Raw genomic sequence first — 23,309 nt, 5'->3', positions numbered from 1 at the left:
CTCCCCCCCCTCAGCCGCCTCGTCCGCGCCGAGCGGGCGGCAGATCCACCTCCCCGGCGACGTTCGCGTAGCGGATGCGCTCGCGGCGCGTGCCCTGGACGCGCAGATCCCCCCGCACGTCCTGCACCTCGATCTGCCCCGAACCCTTGTCGGAGACCTCCACGTCGCGCTCGACGCCCCGGATCTCGACCTGACCGGAGCCGTCCCTCAGATGCACGCCACCGGACACCTCTTCGATGGTGATGCCACCCGAGCCGTCTTCGACCTCGACGTCTCCCTGCACGCCCGAGATCTCGATCTCACCGGAGCCGTCGTCGATGCGCGCGCCGCCCACGATGTCGCGGATGGTGAGCGAGCCGGACCCGTCCCGGAGGGTCAGCGGGCCCGTGCCCCGGATCTCGATCTCCCCACTGCCGTCGGTGATGTCCGCGGCCAGCCCGCGCGGGATCTGGACCACGAGATCGATGCGCGCATAGCGGTTACGTCCCCAGCCGCTGTCGTTCCAGTCGGGAAAGCGGGTCTCCAGCACCGCCCGGGATCCCGTCCGCTCCAGGCGCACGTCAAGGGCATCCAGGCGCTCCCGGTCCGAGGCGCACAGCACGGCGTGCACCTCCACCCGGGACAGGCCCTCCCGGCCCTCCACCACGAGGCTGCCCGCGTGCGCCTCCAGGTCCAAGCGCTCGATGCCGGCCGCCGCCAGCTCCAGCTCACGGACATCCCGCTCCTCGCAGCGGTCCTGCCCGGAGGCGGGGACGGTCAGGCCCAAAAGGGCCGCAGATGCGAGCGCGACTCGCCAGGTGTGCTTCATGGCTCCTCCGAAGTCTCACGTTCTCCGGTTGGACCGAGGGACCGGCGGGATGGTTGGAAGGGCCCCCCTCCGCCCCCGGCCGGCGGCTCTGAAGCGGTCCCCCACCCCCATCGGGTCGCCCCAGCCAGTCCATGAGCCTTCCAGGGAGCATCTCACGTCACGCCGATTCACCCGGAGGATCCCTGTGTCCAGACTCCTCGCCACCCTCATCGCAATGCTACTCGCGTTCCCGACGCCCAAGTCGCTGGCCGCGCAGTCGGCGGAGCCCTGTCCCGACACCCTTGGAGGGGGACTGCTCCTCGGGACCAGTACATGGAACCACGTCACCGGCTACATCCAGCTGACGATGCCTCTTCCGCCCTATTCGCTGGTGGTCCCCATCGGACATACCCACACGGTGGGGGTCTATACGATTCCCGGCGGCGGGGTCCGAAAGGTCGATTGCTCGCTCAGCCTAATCTGAGTCATCGGCGTCGTTCGGGCACCGATCCGGATTCGGCTGGCTGCGGCAGCCCGGGCCCGGTCAGCCCCCCGGCTCGATGCTGGCGCGCGTGATCCGGTCCAAATCGGGAAATTCGGCGTCCAGGTACTCGTTGCCCTGGATGACCGCCTGCGCCTGGTACGGTCCGTCCCCTCGGGGCGGACCGTCGCCGTACCCGGCGTAGAGACGCCCGACGACGTCCATGCCTTCGACCACTTCGCCGAACGGGGCGAAGCGCCGGCCGTCCAGGCTCGCGTTGTCGCGGAGGTTGATGAAGACCTGCACGGTACGCGTGTTGGGCCCACTGGCCGCGAAGCTCATGCGGCCCCGGGTGTTCGAGACGCGCACCGAATCGTCCAGGAGCTCGAAGCGCTGCCAGATCCGGGTCACGGTGCCGTTGGCGTGCACGCCGAACTCGGCCACGAAGCCCTCCACCACCCGGTAGAAGCGGGTGTCGTCGTAGTAGCCGGCCTTGACCAGGTTGTAGAAGCGGTCAGCGCCCAGCGGGGCCCACTCCCGGTGGACCTCCACTACGAACGAGCCCTCGCTGGTCTCGAAGCGGGCCCGAAACCGCTCCGGGGCCGTCTCGGTGAACCGCCGCGGATCCATGATCGGGTCGCGCGGCGGATCCGCGGCCGCCCGCCCGGCGCTCTCACCACCCGAGCAGCCGGCCAGTACCGCGAGCGCGAGCGCGATCTCGGGGACACGAGCCTTCAGGGCGTTGCGCACAGGCCCCATACCTCCTCATCTACGGGAATCCAGTGGCGCCAACCTACGTCCCTCCGTGGAGGGAGGCACCGTGAAGCACCGCCTGACCGTTCTGACGCTCGCTCTGGCCGGGTACACGCCCGCCCTCCTCGCCCAGGAGAGCGGCACCTACGTCCTGCCCAACGATCAGATCCAGAGACTGTTCGCGACCGACAAGAACTTCGTCGATCTCACGAATCTCGGACCGGACGGAAACCACTTCCTCATTCCGCATCAGACCGAGCTTTCCACGTTGGAGCGGATGGGCGAGCCCACGCTGCGCATGGCCGAGTTGGAGATCCGCCCACACGTGGACCGCAACTGGAACCTCGACACCTACGGCGTCGACGGGCTGAGGATCTTCTCGCTGGCCCGGGCCGCCTATCGCACGGTGCAGCTTCCCGCCGGCGCGCTTCTGAGCGACCTGATGTGGTCGCCCGCAGGCGACAAGGTGGCCTACCTGCTGCACGGGCGTCAGCAGACCGAGGTCTGGGTGGCGGAGTCGGCCACGGGTGCCAGCCGCCGCTGGTCGGATGTCCGGATCATGACGACGCTGGCCACCAGCGCACAGGGGCAGGGGGAGCGGGCCTCGGACATGGTACAGTGGACGCCGGAGGGAACGCTCCTCACGCTCGCCGCCCCAACGGGCCGTGGAGCACCGCCCGCGGAGCCTACGGTTCCGAGCGGTCCCTTCATGCGCACGAGCGACTCGGAGCGCACCCCCAACCCGACCTATCCGTTTCTGCTTCGGGACCCCCACGACGCGGACCTCTTCGAGTACTACACCACCAGTCAGATCGTCGAGGTGTCCGCGGGCGGGCGCCCTCGCGCCCTGGGCGCGCCGGGTATGTACGAGCGCATCTCCCTCAGTCCGGATGGACGTTACATCCTGGCCACGCGCATCGTGCGCCCTTTCTCGTTCATCACCTCGTATCGCGGCTTCCCGCGCGTCACCGAGGTTCTGGATCGTCAGGGGAGCGTGATCGCCACGCTCTCCGCCACGGAGTTGCGCGAGGCGTCCGGACGGGCGGCACGGAACGGAGGGAACAACGGACCGCGTGGTTGGTCGTGGCGGCCCGAGGGGGCCCTGCTGACGTACCTGCAGCGCGCGCCTGCCGCCGAGGACCCCTCCGACCGGAGTGCCTCGCGACCGGACCGCGTCTACCAGCTGGCGCCTCCGTTCGACACGGCCCACGCCCAGCTGCTCGGCGAAAGCGACGATCCCATCCAGTCCGTGCTGTTCTCGCAGGGCGGCGCGCACATGTTCGCACAGGTCACGCGCAACGGGCAGCGCGGGCTCCTGCACTGGCCGCTCACTGCCGAAGGCGGACCGGTGCGCCACATGATCATCGATTGGTGGGATTCGGAGAGCCCGATCGAGAATCCTGGCGAGCCCTGGACCGGCCGGACCAGCAATGGGATCGAGTATGCCCGCATCACGTCCAACGGCCGGGCCGTGCTGGTGCGAGGCCCGGGCTGGGCAGATGACCTGCGGCCCACGCCGTTTGTCGATCACGTCGCGCTGGCGGACGGCATGGTCAACCGCGTCTTCCAGGGCTCGAAGGAGTCGTTCGATCAGCCCCTGGTGACCTTGGACGCAGACGGTAGCCGTCTCATCGTGCGGCGGGAGAGCGTCAACGACTTCCCGGATTCCTTCCTATGGACGCTGGGGGATCACTGGGACAACCTTACCAACAACGTCGATCCCTTCCCTGCCATCACCGCCGCCAAGCGCGTGGATTTCGAGTTCGAGCGTCGCGACGGCTTGAAGATGCGAGGACGCATCTCGCTCCCGGTCGACTACGTCGAGGGGACGCGGGTGCCGGCGATCTTCTGGACCTACCCGCGCGAGTACCGCACCGAAAAGGCCTACCGGGCCGCCACGCTCGAGGGGCGCAACCTCAACGCCTACACGCCGCTGTCCTGGCTGCGCTGGTCGGACATCTGGCTGACGCAGGGATATGCCTTGGTCTACCCGGACATCCCGATCGTGGGCGAGAACTACAACGACTTCTACATCGCCGACATGGTCGACGACATGTACGCCGCCGTGCGCGCCGTGGAGAAGTCGGGCTACATCGACATCGACCGCATCGGGCACGGAGGGCACAGCTACGGAGCGTTCGCCACCGCGAACTTCCTCGCGCACACGCCCTTCTTCAAGGCCGGGATCGCCGGTGACGGCGCCTACAACCGCTCGCTGACGCCGATGGGCTTCCAAGCGGAACCTCGCGATATCTGGGAGGCGCCCCACGTCTATCTGGAGATGTCCCCCTTCTTCAAAGCCGACCAGATCGATACGCCGCTCCTGATGTACCACGGCGGCGACGACAACAACACCGGCACCTTCCCCATCCAGTCCGAGCGCTTCATGCAGGCGTTGCAGGGTCTGGGAAAGACCGCCGAGCTCTACATCTATCCCTTCGAGTCGCACACGCCCCGTGCCATCGAGAACGAGCTGGACCGCTGGGCTCGCTGGGTGGCGTTCTTCGACCGCTACGTCAAAGGAGCGCACGCGGCCGAGGTCTCGGATCAGGGATCAGAGGGGAGGTAGCGCTACGCCCGGACCGCCGCCGCCCCGGGACACGCGCATCCCGGGGCGGACACAAGGACGGTCCTGGCGGTGTCGGCGCGTGCGATCAGCTCGTCCGGATCCGCAGGGAGCGCACCAGGTTGCCACGGAAGTTCATGTTCGAGTCGGATTTCGTGGCCCCGCTGAACACGCCATCCAGGTAGCTCTGGACGCGGAGCTCGATCTCCGTCCCGGCCGGGAAGCTCCCCCCGGGAATGGTGAACGAGCGTGCGGTGCCCGCTGCGTCGAAGCGCTTGCTGGTGCCGCAGCCCGTGCCACACGAGTAGCCTCCGTAGACCAGGAAGCGATCTGGATTGGTCGCGGCCGTCCACGTCACGGTGAGCGGCTGGCCGGCATCGAAGACCAGCCCGTCCGCGGGCGCCGTGATCTCCGTTCGGGCGGGCGCCACTCCCCGCCCCAGCACCGTCTGCGAGCCGATCGTGACCGTGAGGCGAACCGAGTCGCCGTCCGCGATCGCCGCCGGCAGTTGACCCTGGTAGTAGCCGCGCGCGGCATCCTTGAGCGGAACGGACACGCCGTTGAGCGTGACTGTCGCTGTGCTCACGACGCCGCTATCCCCGGTCACGTAGATGTTCTGGAAGACGGGGCTCATGTCCGACCCTACGACCGTGTAGGTCGGGGCGGGAGGAGATGGAATCTCCTCCTCCGGAGGTTGCTCCGTCGTGGTCGGGGTGCTGTCGCAGCCGACCACGGCGGCCAGCAGGAGCGCCCAGAGGGCCAAGGCATATGTGCGGGTACGCATCGTCATCTCCTCGATTCGGTGGCCACCTGGGTAGCCCGTTCGCGCCTCGACAGACGTAGGACGGTGACGAGAGGGGCCAACGGGAGCGGCATCCCCCTTGCCATGCGGTACGCGGGCGCCCCACATGTCGAAGTGCGGGTGGCTCCAACGGGCGTGGGGCACCCGGCCTTCGTGCGGAGTAGGGCTGGTGACAGAAGGACCTGAGATCACCCGCATCCTGGAGCGGGTCCGCGACGGAGATGCCCAGGCCCGGGACGAGTTGTTCCAGCTCGTCTACGACGAACTGCATCGCCGCGCACACTTCCAGCTGCGGCAGAACCCCTCGTCTCCCACGGTCCACACGACGGTCCTCGTGCACGAGGCCTACCTCAAGCTCGCCGGCGGCTCGGGGATGGCCTTCGAGGACCGGGGCCACCTCTACCGGGTGGCAGGCCGGGCAATGCGACAGATCCTCCTCGATCAGGCCCGGCGCCGCCTGGCTCAGAAGCGAGGCGGAGGAGCGCGGCCGGTGGACCTCGACGCCGTTCAGGTGGGCGTGGACGAAGACGCACCCCGGCTCGTGGCCCTCGACGAGGCACTTTCGCGTCTTCAGGGACACAATCCCCGGCTCTCCCAGGTGGTCGAGCTTCGGTTCTTCGCCGGACTGTCGGTCGAGGAGACCGCCGAAGCGCTCGGCTGCTCGGAGCGAACCGTGAAGCGGGACTGGCGGCTGGCCCGCGCGTTTCTGCATGGCGAGCTGGGGGACCCGGACACAGCCTGACCGCTGCGGAGCAGTCGGAATCATCGATGACATCCGACCCACGCTGGGCGCACATCGAGCGGATCTTCGACGAGGTCGCGGATCTGCCGCCTGCGGAGCGACGCGAGCGCGTGGAGCGCGCCTGTCGAGGCGATCCGGACCTGCAGGCCGACGTGGAACGCCTGTTGGCAGCCGACGAACGGGATGCCGGCCCCCTGGACGCTCCGCCGCCCGCTCTCCAGTCGGACCTGTTCCGCCGCGGTACCGACGGCGATCCGGGCGCCGACTGTTCGTGAGCGGCCTTGTTGGCGCTCCGGATAGGCCCGCCCGCTGAGGGCAGCTCCGCCGAGCCCGTGGCCCCCCGGCCTCCCATCCTGCGTTTGTGGCCTCGAACCGTGCCGCGCCTCCGAACCCGAACGAAGCCACTGACATGAACGCACGATCGATCGCCTGCCTCCTGGCGTTGACCACCGGCGCCTCCCTGCTTGCGTGTGGTCCCGCCGACAGCGCACAGGCCGACCCCGCTCCCGCCAACGAGTTCGGTCCGCCCGACGTGGAGATCCCCGATCCCTGCGCGCTGCTCACGTTCGCCGAGGTCGAGCAGTACCTGGGCAGGGCGCCGCTCTCCACCGAGACACCGGACGTCGGAACCCACGCGAGGATGTGCACCTGGATGACCCCATCCCAGGCAAGGCCGATAATCGGACTCCACGTCACCACGGGGGCCATGAAGGACTGGGATGCGTTCGTCGAGTACATGGTCGAAGGAGAATGGGGTGACCCCCGTACGGAGGGTCAGCGCGTCGACGTCGGCCGTTTCGGCTATCTGACCGCGGAGGAACTGCAGGTACACACCGAGCAAGGCTGGCTTCTGGACTTCGGCCAGATTCGGGGAGCCGGGGCCTCAGAAGGAGTGCTCGAGCTCGCGCGCCTCGCGGTTGGGCGCCTGCCCTGACCGGCCTCTGGAGTGATCGCCGGGCCGGTCCCGGTCGGGCCCCGAGTAGGCCCTTGCTCGGCCCGCTCCACTCCCGACTCGATCGTGCCTCCGTCGACAGGTCCTCCGTCCCGCTCTATCCTGGAACCACGGGTCAGGGCTTCCTCGCGGGGTACGGAAGGAATCCGGTATGAAGGGCGGCAGCTGGGACCGGGTCGAGGCCATCTTCCATGAGGTGGTCGAGCTGCCTGCGGCCGCGCGGGCGGATGCCCTCTCCCGCCTCTGCGCCGGCGACGCGGCGCTTCAGGCCAGGATCGAGCGACTCCTGACCGCCGACGCACGCACGCGGGACCTGCTGGACGGACCACCTCCGCCCGTGGACCCGGGGGCGCTCGGAGACCCGCAAGACACCGAACCACCCGAGCCTTCGGTGCCGACGGGCACCCGCATCGGTCCCTACCGCATCCTGGATCCCATCGCGCAGGGGGGGATGGGCGCGGTCTACCGGGCCGAGCGCGCCGACGGAGCCTACGAGCAAGAGGTGGCCATCAAGCTCGTGCGGGGCAGCTGGGTGGCTCGTGAGCTCGAGCGCCGCTTCCTGCGTGAGCGTCAGATCCTCGCTCGCCTCCAACACCCGGGCATCGCCCGCCTACTGGACGGCGGCCTCACTCCGGAGGGCTCGCCCTATCTGGCGATGGAGCTGGTCGCCGGCCAACCGCTCACCACCTGGGCGGCCCAGCACGGGTTGGACCTGCGCTCGCGCCTGAGCGTGTTTCTGGAGGTGTGCAACGCGGTGCAATACGCACACCGCAACCTGGTCGTTCATCGCGACCTCAAGCCCTCCAACATCCTGGTCACCGAAGAAGGTCAGGTTCGCCTGCTCGACTTCGGGATCGCCGGCCTGCTTTCCGACGAGACCGAAGCGGAGGAGCTCACACGCACCGGCCTCCTCGCCCTTACGCCCGAGTACGCCGCCCCCGAGCAGATTCGCGGTGAGCCCGCCACCACAGCCACCGACGTCTACGCGTTGGGGGCCATCCTCTACGAGCTGCTCTCAGGCCACCGGGCGTTCGCGCACCGTACGGGCTCCTGGGCCGAGATCGTCCAGACGCTGGACCACGAGCCCGGTCCCTTGAGTCGCGCACCCGAGCTCGACCCCAGGCTTCGTCGGTCTCTGGATGGGGATGTCGAGACCATCGTGCGGCGCGCGCTGCACGCGGAGGCGGACCGTCGCTATCCCTCCGTCGAGGCCCTGGCCGACGACGTGCGCCGCTATCTCGAGGACCGACCGGTCCTCGCCCGGCCCGACACCCTCGGGTATCGCCTGAGGAAGTTCGTGCAGCGCAACAAGGTGGGAGTAGGCGCCGCAGCGGCGGTGATGGCCGCACTTCTTGCCGGTGTGGGAACGACGCTGTGGCAGGCCGAAGCCGCGCGCCGCGAAGCACGGCGGGCCGAAGCCGTGAGTGGCTTTCTCGTCGAGTTGTTCGCAGGCGCCGACCCCGACCGGAACCTCGGTGAGATCCCGGACGCCCGCGAGCTGCTCGCGCGCGGCGCGGCTCGCGCGGACTCCCTGGGCGCCGGAGCCGGACCCGACACCCAGATCGAGATGTACTCCCTGCTCGGCGTCCTCAACCAAAGGCTGGGCGAGTTCGAGAGCTCGCAGGAGCTGCTGGAGCGAGCCCTCCACATCGCGGACTCGGCACACGTCCGTGGTACGAGCGTCGGGAACGCGCTGAACATCCTGGCCGGCACACTGACCGAGTTGGGTGACCTCGACAGCGCGCGCGTGGTGGCCGCCCGCAGCGTCCAGGTGTTCGCGGCGGCGGACAGCCCCGACACGCTCCTGGCCGAGGGCTACAGCGTCTGGGGAGTTGCGACGAACCTGGCAGGGCTCGCCGACAGTGCCGTACTGCTGCATCGCGCGGCGCTGACGCTGGACCGCAGCGCGGCCAGCGGTGACCACCCTCGCATCGCTACGGACCTGGCCAACCTGGGCATGGCCAGCGAGGCCGCCGGAGACCTGGTCGCCGCCGACACACTCCTCCGTGGGTCCCTGGCCATGAGGCTACGACTGTTCGGAGAGCGACATCCCGATGTGGCCACCAGCTATGGACACCTCGCCGGCCTCGCCGAGGAGGCGGGAGACCTGCGGGAAGGGGAGGCTCTGCATCGGAAGGCCTACGAGGTCAACCGGCTGATCTACGGCGAGGATCACCCCGACGTGGCCCGCAGCCTCGATCAGGTGGCCATGATGATCGACCGACAGGGCCGACACCAGGAGGCGGACAGTCTCTACCAGGTAGCGCTGGACGGCCGAACGCGGATGCTGGGCGAGAGCCACCCCGAGGTTGCCGCTACGCTGAACAACCTGGCCACCACCCGCTATCGCAACGGAGACTTCCGAGGCGCAGCGGAGATGCAGGCCCGCGCCCTGGCCATCTGGCGCGAGAGCTACGGGGAGCTGCACCCGCGAACCGCCACCGGCATCAACAACCTGGGCGTGATGCTGCGTCGCGCCGGAGACTCGAGGGCCGCGGAGGGGCAGCTGGTGCGGGCGCTTGAGCTGCGGCGGCGCCTGTATCCCGAAGGGCACGTCGACGTCGCCGCCAGCCTCCGCAATCTGGGAGACCTACGCCGTGAACAGGGCCGGGCGGCGGATGCGCTCGCGCTCTATGACCAGGCACTGACCCTGTTCGACGACCTCTTGCCGGTCGGTCACTACCGACGGGGTGAGACCTTGGTCGGGATCGGAGCCGCTCGGGTCGAGATGGGCCAGTTCGCACCCGCCATCGCTGCACTCGAAGAGGCGGTCGGGATCTTCGTGGACACGTTCGTCCAAGGCGACCTTCGCACCGAAGAGGCGCGCCTCTGGCTGGGTCTCGCCCATGAAGGACAGCGGGACCGGGCCGCAGCCGAACCGCTGCTCACGCAGGCACACGCAGCCTTCCTGGCCGCCCGCGGTCCGGAGGATCCGGATACACGCAGAGCGGCGGCGGCACTGGCACGGCTGCGCTAACGCAGGTCGCCACGCGCCCCGGCGGCTAGGTGCGTGCCTTCTTGCCCGCTCCCCGGCCCCGCTTCACCGTGCGCGCAGCCGCTGCGCCACGCTTGGATACCACCCTCTTCGCGGCGGCCTTCCGCTTGGCGGTCACCTTCTTCGCAGCCGCTTTGCGCTTGGCAGCCACCTTCTTCTTCACCGCAGCCTTGCGCTGGGCCGCGGCGGCTTTGCGTTTGGCGGCGGCCACTTTGCGCTGGGCGGCCTTCTCCCTGGCAGCCGCTGCCTTCTTGGCGGCGGCCCGTCCCCGCTCCAACTCCTTCTTGGCCGCGGCCGCCCCCTGGCGCACGGTCGCGACGGCCCGCGTCACGCTGGCCTCCGCCTGCGCAGCAGTCTGCTGCGCGGCGGCCTTGATCGCCGGCACCTGCTGACGCGCTTCGGTCAACGCCTTCTGCGTGGCCTTGCCGGCTCGCGCTGCGCGCTGACGCACAGCCTTCGCCGCCGACGCCGCCTGGCGCACGACGCGCTTCACCTTCTTGGCCGCGGCCTTCTTCTTGGCGGTGCGGGCCTTGGCCTTACGCTTCTTCTCGCGCTCCTTCTGTGCTTCGAGCTTGGCCTTGGCTTTGGCTTCGGCCGCCTTGGCCTTGGCGCGCTCGTGCTTCACCTTCTCCTTGGCGGCCGCCTCCGCCTTGGCGGCTTTCTCCTTCGCCGCCCGTACGCGTGCGCGCTCTCGCTCCACCTTCACACGGGCGGCCTGCTTGGCCTTGGCGGTCCGTGCCTGCTCACGTTCGAGCTTGGTCTTGGCACGAGCCCGTACGCGAGTCGTCTTCCGAGCCGCCTTCTTGGCGGCTGCGCGCTTCCTGATGGCCATCTCTCCCTCCCGTGGTGTCGAGAGCCACTCGACGACGGCGGTCCCCGCGTCGCGCCGTCTCGTTCAATCTAGTGGATTCATTCCTTGCCCGTAGGCCTCACCGGGTGTTTCGGTGTCACCCTCGCCGCCGCCGCGGATCCCACCCTATGTTCGCGCCCTGACGTCGCGCCGCATCGCTCCGGAGGCCCTCATGCGACTCGTGACCCTGGCATTCTCGCTCCTGATTCTCCTCGCCACCGCGGCGACGCCCTCCGTCGCCCAGGAATCCCACCTGGGCGTCCTGCGCGAGAAGCTACAGAGCACCCTGCAGGACATCGTCGACGGCTACGAGGGCGTGGCGGGTGTGGAGGTTCTCGATCTGACCAGCGGTGACCGCTTCAGTGTCCGCTCCGATTGGGTCTTTCCGCAGGCCAGCGCCATCAAGGTGACCATCCTGCTGGAGCTGTTCCGGCGTGCAGAGCAGGAACCTGGCCTGCTCGAACGGCGGGTGGAGATGACCGACGCGGTGCGCACGGGTGGGAGCGGCGTGCTGTACCTGCTCACGGACGGGGGCTCGGCCCTCTCCCTGGAGGACTATGCGATCTACATGATCGTCTACTCTGACAACACAGCCACCAACGTGCTCATCGACGCGCTGGGGATGGACGCCATCAATGCCCTCTCGCAGCGACTGGGGGCGATGGACACGCGACTGCAACGCAAGATGATCCGACCCGAGGAGTCCGCGCGCGGGAACGAGAACCTGTCCACGCCGCGGGACGCGGTTCGCATCATGGAGCGCATCGCCACCTGCGACCTGCCGATGAGCGCCGGCTCGTGCGCCCGCGTGCGCGACATCCTCGAGATCCCGAAGGACGGACCGGTGCGCACGCCCGTACCCTCCGATATCCCCATTGCCTTCAAGCCGGGCGGCATCACGGGCGTGGCCACGGTGTGGGCGCTGATCGATGTGCCGGACCGCCCCTATGCGCTCTCCGTCATGTCCAACTACGGCGGCAACGGCGGGGCGGTCATCGAGGCGGTCTCCGCGGCGGCGTTCGACTACTTCAGCCGTCTGAGCGGGATCACGGACTACGGCACACGCGTGCCCCTGGAGGTCAAGCGACGCGTGGGTGGAGCGCGCTAGCCGCCCGGCGGCAGGCCAGTCTCGAGGGGCGGATCCTGGGAACCCAGGAGCCGCGTTTGCGCGATCACGAGACCCCCACCACGTGAACCTCTACGGCCCTCGAAGGGGATTGAGGCCACGAATCAGCTCGACGACCGAACCCGGCTGCATCCACTCTGCCAGGCCGGCTACCAGCAGCGAGAGGCCGAACGCGAAGCGCAGGGCCGAGACGGACCACGTGATCGCGTGGCCGTAGAGGGGAACGGCGCGATGGTCTCCGTCGGTGGGTAGAGCAGGCGCGACGTGCACCACGGCGGTCGCTACCAGCAATGCCCCCGCCACCATGACCGTCCAGGGCCACCCGGGCCCTGCACCATACAGACGGGCGATCGCACCGGCGCGAAAGGTTTCCACCACTCCGCCTGCAATCAGCAAGCCGCCGACCAGGAGGTAGCGCCCGCTGGAGATGCGGGCGGGAACCCCCACCAGCGTGACGGAGCGCCGCCCGGCGACCACATTCTCTGAAGGTCGCTGCAGCCCGGATTGGCGCTCGGCCGATCCTCGCACGAAGTCCTCCAGGTGCACCGAAACCAGGACCGCGCCGAAGGCCGCGGTGGCGATTCCCGGGAGCCCCACGGACCAGGCTACGATCACAGCGGCCAGCGCCGCGAACGGGAGGACGGCCCGGACGAGCCCCTTCGGCGAACGGCGTGGTGACGAGGGGGTGTTCACCGGAGATTGGCCCGGTATTCGACGCGCACCCACCGTTCCGTCATCAGGCCGGTGCCGTCCGGCGCACCCGGCGTACGGATGCGGCGCAGACTGGAGCGTAGGGCGATCGTCTGGCTGGGCGTCACCCGCCACTGCACGTCTCCCAGCGGGTAGATCTCGCGCGTAGCCTCGGCCCCCTCCAGGCCGCTGTCGGTGATCTGCATCTGGGTGCTGACGGACAAACGACCCTGGAGTCCGGTCCAGGCCACCCCGGGCGAGATCGACGTGATCGCGGTCGCCAGCGTGTCGACCTCGACGCGCGTGCGGTTGCCGTTGGCCAGGATGGACAGACCGTTCCGGAGGCTCGAAGTCCACGACACCAGCAACGTGGTAGCCCTGGTGTTCGTGTCGGTGCCCGCCCCGGGCACGGTCTGATCGGAGCGCTGCTGCGTGAAGGCTCCCACCAGCGAGTGGGTCACGCTGCCGGTCGCGAACGCGAACCGCGGCGTCACCCCGACGTTGGAGGCCACGTAGCGAATCAGTGCGGTGTCCGGCTCCAGTAGCGAGGCCTGGCGGGTATCGTTCGCGTTGTTGGAGAACGTCAGATTGACTCCGAACTGGGGCAGCGGCTGCAGGTCGGCCGTGAGATTGTAGACGGCCCGAGTGGTTTCCGGTGCTCCGTCCACTCGCGCCGCGCGGTTCTCCTGACGCCAACCCGCCGTCCCGTTCAGTGTGGCGCGGCCCTGCGCGAGGGCCACGCGGCCGGTGAGCCCCAGATCGCGCCGGTCGCTGGAAAGCTGTTCGTTGCCGTGGGTCGTGAAGCCGCGGTCCAGCCACTCCCCGGTCACGCCCAGCGACCAGCGAGGCTCCGTCCAGATCGCGCTTCCCGACAGCGCCTGCCCCGGGGTCTCCTGATCCGGTGTTCGCAGGTCACGGAGGTGGCGGGAAGCCGCACCCTCCGCGTGCAACACCAAGCGGTGCTCCAGGAGCGGTAGCTCGCCTACCAATCCAGCCACCCGGTTGCGGGCAGGCAGCAGGGCCAAGGAGTCCGTAGCTGTTCCGAGCGAGGTTCCATCGTCCTCGGATTGCATCACGGACAACTCCGCCCACGCGTCGCCTTCGCGCCCCACGCCGACGCGGCCGGCGAGCAGGTTGCGCTCCAGCGCCGCTCCGCTGAACCCGCCCGGCGGACCGAACACGGCCCGCCGCGTTCGCCCGGCCGCGACGCCCAGCCGCAAGAGGCCCGGATTCAGATCGAAGCCTCCGCCCCGCACGGTGTTGTCCGCCAGCGTGTAGCGCGAGTAGCGCGGCGTGAACCATCCGGCATGGAGCTGTGCCCAGCGCCACCGCGGGCTGAGCCCCACCTGCGTGATCTCCTGACGGAAGCTCACCTGCTCTGAGCTGAGCACTGCGCTGAACGGCAGGGTGAAGAGGCCGTTCACGTCGACGGAGAGATTGGCGAGCACGCGCCCGGTCCGACCCGGGCGTGTGGCCGCTCCCTGCCCGTCCCGCCCGTAGAGTTCGCCCCAGGCGGTGAAGCGCCCTGTCAGTCGCACTCCGGCCGGAAGCGTCGCGACCGGCGTCTGCGCCGCAGCGGCAACCGGTGCACCAAACAGCACGAGGCCGATCAAGGCATCGAGCCACGGGCGCGCCCGCCCCGCCTTCGCCCCGCTCATCGCCGCCCGCTCACTGCCGCCGAAGCCGGCCCCTCGACGTCGCCCCGCACGACCGTGACAAAGTAGAAGTACCGCACTCCGGCACGCGCACGGGCATCGGTCCAGGTGAGCGCCTCCAGAGGCACCTCCCCGACGACTTCGGACCGACCCGCTCCGGCCGAGCGATGTACGCGCACGACCGCGGGCGGACCGTCGACAGGGTCCCATTCCAGCACGATCCCGTCTCCGCCGCGCGAGGCGCGTAGGTTGCCGGGTGGGACGGGGAGCGCCCGCGGAACCTCGACGCGCAGGGGCAGCGCGTAGGGACCGGCACCGGCCCCCAGCCACTCGGCCCGTACGGAATACTCGTACAGTCGGCCCGGATCGAGCCCGCGATCGCGGAAGCGGTTGGCGTTCAGAGCGAGCGTATCGCCCGTTACGTCCACCCAGGTCGTGTCGCGGACCGCGGCTACCCGTCGGTACACGCGGTAGCGCACCCCGGGCATCCGTGGCACCGGTGCGTTCCACCCGAGCTCGACGCTGTCACCGTCCACCCACGCGTCGAGAGCGGTAGGCGCACCCGGCGGCCCAACCGCCCGCCCCACCACCGGGTCGGAGAGGCCCCACTCGCCGGGCACCTCGCTCACGCTGATGGCCCGCACCAGGTACGTATACGCGCGCCCCGCGTCGAAGACCGAGACCGAATCGACGAACACGGTGTCGTCGGGCCCCAGCACGTCGCTTACGGTCGTGAGTGCCGGAACTTCCGCGGCGGCCTCGATGCCTCCACTGGCACGAGCGACGACGTAGCCGCGCAGGTCGGTCTCCGCGCTCCGGAACCAGACGATCTCGACGCCACCACCCTCCCGGCCGGTCGCCCGCACCCCATACGGTGCGGTCGGCGGAGTGAGCGTACGCGACAGCCCGAACGTCGTGGCCGTCGGTGGTCCGATCTCTCCGCGTGGGCCGACCACGCGAAGGCGGTAGTAGTGTGCCCGGCCGGGCTCGGCGGAGACATCCGTCCACGACGAGTCTCCAGGCGGCACCTCCCCCACGTGGGTCCAGGGGCCCTCCAGGGCCGGCGCGCGCTCGACGCGAAACGCGCGGATGCGCTCGCGCTCCCTGAAGCTCCAACGGACCACCAAACCCACAGTGTCCACGGACTCGACCCGTAGGGCCGTGGGGGCGGTGAGGGCAGCCGCGTCGGACGCGTAGAGCGTCGTCGTGTCCGAGGCCGGCCCGCGATTGAAGAACAAGTCGCGCGGCACCAGGAAGTACTGGTAGGTGCCCTCGGGCCGCACCGCGTGATCCTCGTAGCGCGCCCGCAGGGAATCACCCACCAGGATCAGCGCCCCGATGGAGTCGATCATCTGGTACTCTCCGGCCAACCCCTCTCGGCGCCACACCTCCAGGAAGCGGCCGGTATGCCCTCGCTCCAGATGCCAGTACGACACCGCGACCGAGTCGCGCGCCTGCCCACCCAGCCCCACGATCGGCGCAAAGGTCACTTCGGATGGGAAGCCCACGGGTGTGGTGACGCGTTCGTTGGAGAGCGTTCCCGAAGCGTCCACGTCCCGGATGCGGTACTCGTAGCGCTCACCGCTCCGTACGTCCGCGTCCAGGCCGTAGAAGCCCAACGCCAGTCGAATCCGGTCATCCGCCAGGATGCCCGCCAGCGCATCCACCGTGGGGTTGGCCGCGATGAACGCCCAGACGGAGGCGTCGTCCGGCTGTTCCAGGATGTCCCGGACCTGACTGCGTGTATCCTCGGCGAGCAGCGAAAAGAACGTCTCGGCCGTGGGTACCGCGGCCACGTCCGCCACCTGTACCCAGGTGGACTCCCCGACGCGGCGCCGCTCGATACGGCGGGCGACGATCCCGTCCACGGGATGCTCCGTGGACACGGCCGTGCCTCCAGTCCAGACGTAGATCCCACGAGGTCCGGCGAACGCCAGCGAATCCGCGGCGCTCTGCGCACGCACCGGTCGTGGCACGCACAGAGCCGCACCCAGAAGAAGCCAGCCGATCCGTCTCATCGGTAGTAGATCCGGAAGTACGACCCGGTGTCGGTATCCCAGTTGTAGCCGAGCTGGGCATCCGCACCGAGGCCGATGGTGAACGACTTGGATTTGTCCAGGCAGAAGTCGTCGACGCCCACGCCGTAGCTGGCGCCGCCCCTGAGATCGAGGCTGGTCCCGCCCTGCACGTACCAGGCGCCGTCCGAGCGGTAGGAGCCCTGCGCACCCAGCTCGTAGAGCGCCTGTCCCCACACGCTCACGCAGAGGCCCAGACCGAACTTGGCCGATACGCCCACGTCCGCTCCGGTGGCGCTACCCACGAAGAGCGTCGTGGCATTCTGCCAGTTCATGCCGAGGCGCAGGTCGCCCCAGACGTCACACCACACGGCGACCTTGGCGACACCGATGTCGAAGCTGCCGGACGGGCAGATGGGTACGGGCACGGTGACCCGGCCGTTGAGATAGAACCCGTCGATGTCGTGGAACGACGAGGGGATGGGCTTGGTCAGGTAGGCACTGGCCTTCTGCAGCAGGGCGGGCGGGAGCACCACGTCTCCAGTGATGAACGCGGCGGTGCCCTCCACGTGCGGCGAGTTGAGCGTGAAGTTGGCCCCGGAGAAGACATACCAGTAGCGCGCCCCTGGCCGACCGCTGAACTGCAGCTCCGCGGTCCCCTGCGCGGATAGACCGGTCGCGATGGCACCGCTGAACTCGAGCGAGCCCTCGTAGCGCTGCTCCTCGAAGTTGATGAACAACTGAACGTCCCCCAGCGGCGTGCTGACGCCACGCACGCCGAACCCACCGGTGCCGGCGAGCACGTTGCCTCCCTGCACGCTCACCGACAGATCCCCTTCCAACTCCGTGCCCAGCGCGAGCGTTCCGGTCCAATCGACGACCCAGGCCCCATTCTCGACGCGCGCCCCGCCCCCCAGATCGCGAGCCCGGATCTCGCCGACGTCGAACGTGGCATCTGCAGCCGGCGTGGCCTCGATGCGGTCACTTCCACTCCGGGGCGCTCTCAGGAACTCGCTCTTCACGGAGAACTTGCCCGGCACGTAGACCTGGGCCTCGGCGCGGAAGCCGTCGGGCGCGAGCGTGCCCTTGGTCAGGCGCAGCTTGGCACCGCTGACGTCCGCCGGCTCGAAGTCGACGGGCGTCAGGTGGAAGACGGGTTCCCCTTGTTCCAAGGTGTAGTAGACGTCCGCCCCTGCCGCAGACAGCGCCGGCACCTTCAGGTCGAGACCACCCGCGAAGCCCACCGAGGCCTCGTTGAAGCCCATGGCGCCCACGGTGTAGTCCGCAGTCTCGAACAACCGCACCGTCTGATCGCTGTCCAAGGAGAGCGAGTGCGTTCCGCTCGAACGGAACACGCTCGCGTTCAGCGTGAGCTTGCCCTCCGCCCCAAAGCCCGGGAGCCCCGCCACCACTCCACCCTCCCCGAGCAACGTCCACGGGCCCTGCACGCTCTCGCGCCCGAAGCTCAGATTCTCGGCGAAGCCCAACGGGACGATGCCAGAGAGCAGCACCGGCCCTCGGCCGAATGTGCCGCCCTGCAGCGTCGTGGGCGTGACGCCCATGCCGAGGAACGGGAACGTGGTCACGCTGGACGCCTGCCCCGGGACCAAGGGCGCCACCACGGCCCCTTTGGCCAGGAGGAGCTTGCCGGAGCTCACCGACCAGGCGTCGGCCTGAAGTCGCCAACCTTGCAGGGCCATCTCGACCGTCTGCTCTCCCGTAAGGGGATAGACCACACCGTTCCCAGGGCCCGGCACCACACGAAGGGACGGCAGGCGTAGCGCGAGATCGCCGGCACCCGGGATCTGCGTGTGGACGGTCGTCGTCAGTCGCGCCCCATCGTTTCGAAGCGAGCTGGCGGTGGGATCCGTATCCGCCGTGAACCCGAACAGACGCAGTGGCAGTGCACCGCCATCCGAGCGGCCGACGCGGAACTCCGCCTCGCCACCGGCACCCTGGCCGCCTGCCGTGAGTGTCTGCAGCGTAGCCGCCTGGGCCCCGGTGGCATCGCCCCGCAGCAGATGCACAGGCACGGGCTGGCCCTGCGCGTCAACGAAGCGCAACTCGGCATCGCTGACCGCGCTGAAGGAGGTCGGGAGAAGTTCGACCGCGCCTTCCAGGGCACCGACTCCATCGCCACGGTCCCGCACCAGCAGCCCCCCCGCACGCGCCTGCCGGGCCAGGAAGTCGGCGTCACCGTACAAGCGAAGATCCAAGGCGGCCCGCGACAGGAGCACGCGCCCAGCGACGGGAGTGGAGCCACCGGCGGCTGAGCTCCGCACCAGCACGGAGTCGAAGGGCAGTGCGATGTGCGCGTCTTCGCTCGCGAAGACCGGGTCGCTGCCCGACGCCAGCAGAGCGCCCGAGATGCGCACGCCGTTCGACGCCGGAACCAGCGTATGGACCTCCAGTGGGAAGCCCAGCAAAGTGCTCAGGTCGATTCCGGCATACGCTGTGAGGTGGAAATCGGCGGCCGCGGCCTTACCTGACTCGGTGGCCACCACGACGGAGTCGCCGATGAGTTGGGAGCCGGCCTTGCCCGCGCGCACCAGCACGCCGCCCGAGGGAACGCCACGGATCTGGAAGCGTCCGCTGGCGTCGGTGGTGTCCTGCAACACGTCGAAGCTCGGGCCGGATCCGACCACGAAGACCCGCGCCCCGGGAACGGGCGCGCTCTCGGCGCTGTCCGCCCAGACGGTGCCCTCGATGCGGGCCCCGCGCTTCAGATAGGCGCAGCGTTCGGCGAACTCGCGCGCCGCCGGGACCGAGTACTGGGGCACCTGATAGAGCCAGTCTCCGCCGTCGGGCCCTTCGATGCGCACACCCACGTCGTTGCCGGGCGCTTCCCAGGCGAATTCCGCCCATCCCTCCGGGTCCGACGTGGTGGAGGGCGCGCCCGCGACTTCGAGCGTGAGCCGGGCGCCCACGACCGGCGTACCGGCACAGGCCCGGTTCAGGGTCGACGCTGCGGCATCCAGCACGCGCACGCGCAGTCGGTGGAGCCTCCGCTTCACCGTCACCACGCCGAGGTCCGACGCACCGGCAGGGACTGTGATGGCAAGGGTGTCGACGAAGTACTTGGGCCCGGCGTCCACGATCAGGCGGCGCTGACCCGAGCTGGCGGGTAGCTCGAACTCCCAGCCGCTCACGACCGGGAGCTCAGCGACGAGCAGTTGCGCCGCGGGCTGTGGAGGGAACCCTCGCCGTGCTGCCGATGCGGGTAGGGTCGCCAGAGCCGTTTCGACCGCTTCGATCTGACGGGCCGACGGGGACCCGCCGGGGCCCTGGATCAGGCCCGGCACGTAGAGCGCCTGGGTGTCGCCAGAGGCGGCGCCGAAGAGCGCATGGGTCTGCACTTCCACACCGTCGTCCACACGCACGCGCGCGAAGGTGGGCTGACCCGTCTCGTCCGCCACCCGACCGCGAACGAGCCCGTCCGGCTTCATGAGATGGGTGTGTTCGACGCGCTGACCGTCCGCGATCGCCGGTACGGGGAACGTGTCCGCCTGGAAGCCGGCCGCGTACACCCCGACCGCGTACCCCGAGCCGGGCCGCAGATCTTTGAACACGAAGCGCCCCGAATCGGACGCCGCCAGGAAGCGCGCCTGCACGTGCTGCCCGTTCTGGCGCAGGAACACCGCGGCCTTTCCCACGGGTGTCGTGGTCCCCGCGCGCAGGATCGTCCCTACGTAGCTGGGCGCCTCGGGGATGGTCACCAGGGTGAGGGTGTCGGACAGGAGGCGGTACTGCTCGTTGAAGTACGCGTCGTCGTAGGCTTTGGAGCTGCCAATCACCAGAGGCCAGGACCGCGCGTAGCGCTGCAGAATGGGCCTATAGGCGTACGGCATGGAGGGGTCGCTCCACACGCGCACGTAGTAGTGGTCGTTGGGCCCCACATTGCGTACCAGGCGCGTGAACGTGACCTCGCCACGGTTCGCGCTCGATGCTTCGCCCAGAACGGCGTAGGAGGCGCGGCTACCCGACTGCACCAGGACGCCGGACGGCGTCCAGCTCGGCCGCGGCGTGGGCCCGACTCCCTCTTCGGCCGGCACGGCAGTGGGCCGCCGCTCGCGCAGGAGTTGCACGCGCAGGTCACTCGGTGGCCCGTTGCTCCCCAGTCGGATCAGCTTGACGGTGGTCTGGTAGGAGCGGACCAGCGAGACCAGCGTGCCCGCGTCACCGGTCCGGTCCGCGTCCAGCACCAACTCGTCGGACGGGTTCAGGTAGTGGGGGTCCCCGACCTCCAGCGTGTAGTAGCGGACCAGTGTGGCGTTGGTCTCGAAAGAGGCCAGGTCACCGTAGCCGAACTGGACCGTCTTGCCTTCCGCCAGCACGCCCGTGGGGTCGTCGTCGTGGAAGAGGAAGAAGAAGTCGCCGTTGGTGTTGGTGACGCCGGAGGCGACGATCGCATCGGCATCGTCGTAGCGCACCGCTCCGACCGACACCTCTCCGGTGGCCACATAGCGGGTGGCGGTGCGGTAGCGCACGCGCAGTCGAACGGGGACACCGGCGAGCGGATGCCGCTCGTTGCGTGCCAACTGATTGGCCAGCTCGGCCAGGATGGGCGCGCTCGACGCCGGCACCTCGGACGGGGGTGGCGCCTGGCCGAGTCCGTACTTCTTGGGCAGCGCCGCAGGTGCACTGACCTGGATGCGCGTGGGCGCCGGCAGATCACCGGGCTCGAAGGTGTAGTCGAGGTGCCCGCGCAGGGAGGCGTTGTAGAACTTGGACACCTGCGACGGATGTCCGGGGTCGGGTTGGGAGCCGCCGGTGGCGGGGCCGCTGGCACGGAGCGTCACTGCGGGGGTCTCGAACTCGAATCCGAAGACCTCGCTCAGACCGCTGTTCAGTCCGAAGGGCTGTCCGTTGCGCACGGCCTGTACGCGCCACGCGTAGCGCTTGCCGTCTTCCAGCGGCTGCGCCGCCACAGGATAGAGCAGGGCGGTGACTCCCATCATGACCTGCTCCACCAGCGGCGGATTGGCGGCCAGAGCCTGCACAGCGCTCTGCCCCTCGAGCACCTCGACCACGCGCACCTGATAGCCCACTCCGGTGGCGCCCTGCCCCACCACCGGCGTCCACTGCAGCACGGGGAACCGCATGGTGAGGACGGTTTGGTCCGCCGGTGCGATCAGGCGCGGTGGCGCGGGGAACGAGAGGGTCCAGGCCGCACAGGTCTCGATGTCCGGCAAGGCCGCACCGAAGACCGACAGCGACGAGAACGCAGCGCAGAGCCGGTAGCTCCCGTCCGGGAGACGGCCGGTCGCGGAGAGCACACCCGCCACGTCCGCGGAGAGGGCCATCTCCTGCCAGGCCGCGATCTGCGGCGCGGTCCAGGTGGTGGCCGCTGTGGCGGGCAGCACGCTGATCGATCCGGGGACACTGCCCACCGGGGTGCCGTCACGGCTGAGGCGCAGCTCGAGCTGCGCGTCCACGTCGCCCCCCGTCGAATTGGTGACGATCAGCTGGAGCGAGCTGGGCAGCTGGCTCCAATCGTTCGGGTTCTGCACGGCGACGGGGGCCGCCAGGGTCGCGGTAACGGACCCGCTCAGTTGGACCTGGAAGGCCGCGCAGGCTGTGACTGGCGCGAAGACCGGCACGGAGGTCGTGCTGGCGACGTCCACGCACAGCTCGTAGCTGCCGATCGGCAGGCGGCCGGTCGCGGTCACCTGCGCGGCGACGGGACCGGAGAGAGACAGATCGCTCCAGCGCCCCACTTCGCCGCTCTGGAAGGTGCGCACTCCATCGGGAAGCGACGTTATGTCGCTCGGCGCCACGCCGACGTCCTGCCCGTCCTTGCGCAGGCGCACGCCCACGCCCACGGAGACCGCGGCCCCGACGTTGCTGGTGGTCACGAGTGTGAACGCCGACGGCGTGGTGGCCCACGCGGCCGGCGCCGCCGGCACGTTGGCCACCGCCAGCGTAGCCTGCACGGAGGCGACCTGGATGACGAAGGATGCGCACGAGGTGACGTTCGCGAACGCGGCAGGGGAGTCCGCGCTGGCGATGTCCAGGCAGAGCTCGTACCCGCCGCCGGGCAGCCGCCCGGTCGCTGCCACCGCCGCCGCGACCGCTCCGGTCAGCGACAGGTCACCCCAGCGCGCAACCTGTTGGCTGGTGAAGGTGGCAGTGCCGGCGGGAAGCTGCTGGATGTCGCTGGGGACCACGCCCACCTGGGCCCCGTCTTTGCGCAAGCGGCCGGACACGTTGACCGGCAACGCCGAGCCGGCGTTGCTGGACGTGATCAGCGTGAACAACCCCGGACGCGTAGCCCACTCCGATACCTGCGGCGGCACGCCCGCGGCCGTCAACGAAGCGCTGACCTGAGGGCCCTGCACCACGAACGTCGTGCAGGCCTGCGTCGAGAAGGTGCGGGGACCACCGCCCGGGATCGTCCAGGTCAGGTCCATGCAGAATTCGTAGGGGCCGGCGGGCAGGCGACCCGTGGCAGCCACGGCCGCAGCAACGGCACCCGTGAGGGCGAGCTCGTTCCAACGAGCCAGGGTGGCATGAGTGTGCGTGGTCGTACCGGGCAGGATGAAGTCCAGGTCGCTGGGCACGGACCCCACCTGCTGTCCCCGGAACATCAGCCGCCCCACGAACGTGGCGGTCAGGTCGACGCCGGCCGTGTTGAGGGTGACCAGCGTGAAGGAGCTCGCTTGCGGCCAGGTCCCGGGCGTGGCCGGGACGTTGACGCCCGTCAGCGTGGCGGTGACCTGGGCGGCCCCCTCCGTGCTCCCCGCGCTGGCCAGGGCGAGCAGCCAAAGCACCGTACGACCGCGACGACCACGCACCCTGACCTCCAAGCGAGTGCATGCCCTGGCGAGCATGCGTCAGGTTCGGGGCGGGGCGCACCCTGCGCCCGCTCGGAGGCACAGACGCAAGGGAAGAGTGG

The 23,309-nt window shown here is 69.5% G+C and carries 15 protein-coding genes; 7 read left to right on the top strand and 8 right to left on the bottom strand.

Annotation, left to right across the window (positions count from 1 at the left end; genetic code table 11):
• Positions 1-10: 10 nt before the first annotated feature.
• The gene (locus R3E10_12575) at positions 11-808 is read right to left on the bottom strand and encodes a hypothetical protein (GenBank protein MEZ4416574.1); all 798 of its coding nucleotides are present in this window, start codon (positions 806-808) and stop codon (positions 11-13) included.
• Between the two features lie 184 nt (positions 809-992).
• On the opposite strand from R3E10_12575, the gene R3E10_12570 reads away from it, so the two are divergent.
• Complete coding sequence (locus tag R3E10_12570; protein MEZ4416573.1) at positions 993-1,271, top strand: hypothetical protein; 279 nt, start codon at positions 993-995, stop codon at positions 1,269-1,271.
• A 60-nt stretch (positions 1,272-1,331) separates the two neighbouring features.
• Here R3E10_12570 and R3E10_12565 read toward each other — a convergent pair whose 3' ends face one another.
• Complete coding sequence (locus tag R3E10_12565; GenBank protein ID MEZ4416572.1) at positions 1,332-2,018, bottom strand: peptidylprolyl isomerase; 687 nt, start codon at positions 2,016-2,018, stop codon at positions 1,332-1,334.
• A 70-nt stretch (positions 2,019-2,088) separates the two neighbouring features.
• Between R3E10_12565 and R3E10_12560 the strand changes: the two genes are divergently transcribed.
• Complete coding sequence (locus tag R3E10_12560) at positions 2,089-4,590, top strand: prolyl oligopeptidase family serine peptidase (GenBank protein ID MEZ4416571.1); 2,502 nt, start codon at positions 2,089-2,091, stop codon at positions 4,588-4,590.
• A gap of 85 nt (positions 4,591-4,675) precedes the next feature.
• On the opposite strand, the gene R3E10_12555 is transcribed toward R3E10_12560, so the two are convergent.
• Positions 4,676-5,371 (bottom strand): hypothetical protein, encoded by a 696-nt coding sequence (locus tag R3E10_12555; protein ID MEZ4416570.1) that lies wholly within the window; start codon positions 5,369-5,371, stop codon positions 4,676-4,678.
• A 187-nt stretch (positions 5,372-5,558) separates the two neighbouring features.
• On the opposite strand from R3E10_12555, the gene R3E10_12550 reads away from it, so the two are divergent.
• The 4 genes from R3E10_12550 to R3E10_12535 all read left to right on the top strand — a co-directional run bounded on the left by R3E10_12550 (position 5,559) and on the right by R3E10_12535 (position 10,060).
• On the top strand, positions 5,559-6,131 hold the full coding sequence (locus R3E10_12550; GenBank protein ID MEZ4416569.1) for a sigma-70 family RNA polymerase sigma factor: 573 nt from the start codon (positions 5,559-5,561) through the stop codon (positions 6,129-6,131).
• A gap of 26 nt (positions 6,132-6,157) precedes the next feature.
• Positions 6,158-6,406 (top strand): hypothetical protein, encoded by a 249-nt coding sequence (locus R3E10_12545; protein ID MEZ4416568.1) that lies wholly within the window; start codon positions 6,158-6,160, stop codon positions 6,404-6,406.
• A gap of 134 nt (positions 6,407-6,540) precedes the next feature.
• Complete coding sequence (locus R3E10_12540; GenBank protein MEZ4416567.1) at positions 6,541-7,065, top strand: hypothetical protein; 525 nt, start codon at positions 6,541-6,543, stop codon at positions 7,063-7,065.
• A 169-nt stretch (positions 7,066-7,234) separates the two neighbouring features.
• Positions 7,235-10,060 (top strand): serine/threonine-protein kinase, encoded by a 2,826-nt coding sequence (locus R3E10_12535; GenBank protein MEZ4416566.1) that lies wholly within the window; start codon positions 7,235-7,237, stop codon positions 10,058-10,060.
• Between the two features lie 25 nt (positions 10,061-10,085).
• Here R3E10_12535 and R3E10_12530 read toward each other — a convergent pair whose 3' ends face one another.
• Complete coding sequence (locus tag R3E10_12530; GenBank protein MEZ4416565.1) at positions 10,086-10,910, bottom strand: hypothetical protein; 825 nt, start codon at positions 10,908-10,910, stop codon at positions 10,086-10,088.
• A 190-nt stretch (positions 10,911-11,100) separates the two neighbouring features.
• Between R3E10_12530 and R3E10_12525 the strand changes: the two genes are divergently transcribed.
• Entirely contained in the window at positions 11,101-12,036 is a 936-nt protein-coding gene (locus R3E10_12525; protein ID MEZ4416564.1) for a serine hydrolase, read from the top strand.
• A 90-nt stretch (positions 12,037-12,126) separates the two neighbouring features.
• Here R3E10_12525 and R3E10_12520 read toward each other — a convergent pair whose 3' ends face one another.
• Genes R3E10_12520 through R3E10_12505 form a run of 4 tightly spaced genes read right to left on the bottom strand, consistent with a single transcriptional unit; the run spans position 12,127 to position 23,208 of the window.
• Positions 12,127-12,747: a hypothetical protein gene (locus R3E10_12520; protein MEZ4416563.1), complete on the bottom strand. Its 621-nt coding sequence runs from the start codon at positions 12,745-12,747 to the stop codon at positions 12,127-12,129.
• Entirely contained in the window at positions 12,744-14,402 is a 1,659-nt protein-coding gene (locus tag R3E10_12515; GenBank protein MEZ4416562.1) for a hypothetical protein, read from the bottom strand. Before R3E10_12515 ends, R3E10_12520 begins: the two co-directional genes overlap by 4 nt.
• Positions 14,399-16,417 (bottom strand): fibronectin type III domain-containing protein, encoded by a 2,019-nt coding sequence (locus R3E10_12510; protein MEZ4416561.1) that lies wholly within the window; start codon positions 16,415-16,417, stop codon positions 14,399-14,401. Before R3E10_12510 ends, R3E10_12515 begins: the two co-directional genes overlap by 4 nt.
• Entirely contained in the window at positions 16,414-23,208 is a 6,795-nt protein-coding gene (locus tag R3E10_12505) for a carboxypeptidase-like regulatory domain-containing protein (GenBank protein MEZ4416560.1), read from the bottom strand. The genes R3E10_12510 and R3E10_12505 overlap by 4 nt, the downstream gene beginning before the upstream one ends.
• Positions 23,209-23,309 lie beyond the last annotated feature (101 nt).

The organism is Gemmatimonadota bacterium, from assembly GCA_041390105.1.
Taxonomy (GTDB): Bacteria; Gemmatimonadota; Gemmatimonadetes; order Longimicrobiales; family Gaopeijiaceae; genus JAGQIF01.
Note: the sequence above shows the minus strand (reverse complement) of the source record. Positions and strands in the feature narration are given on the sequence as shown.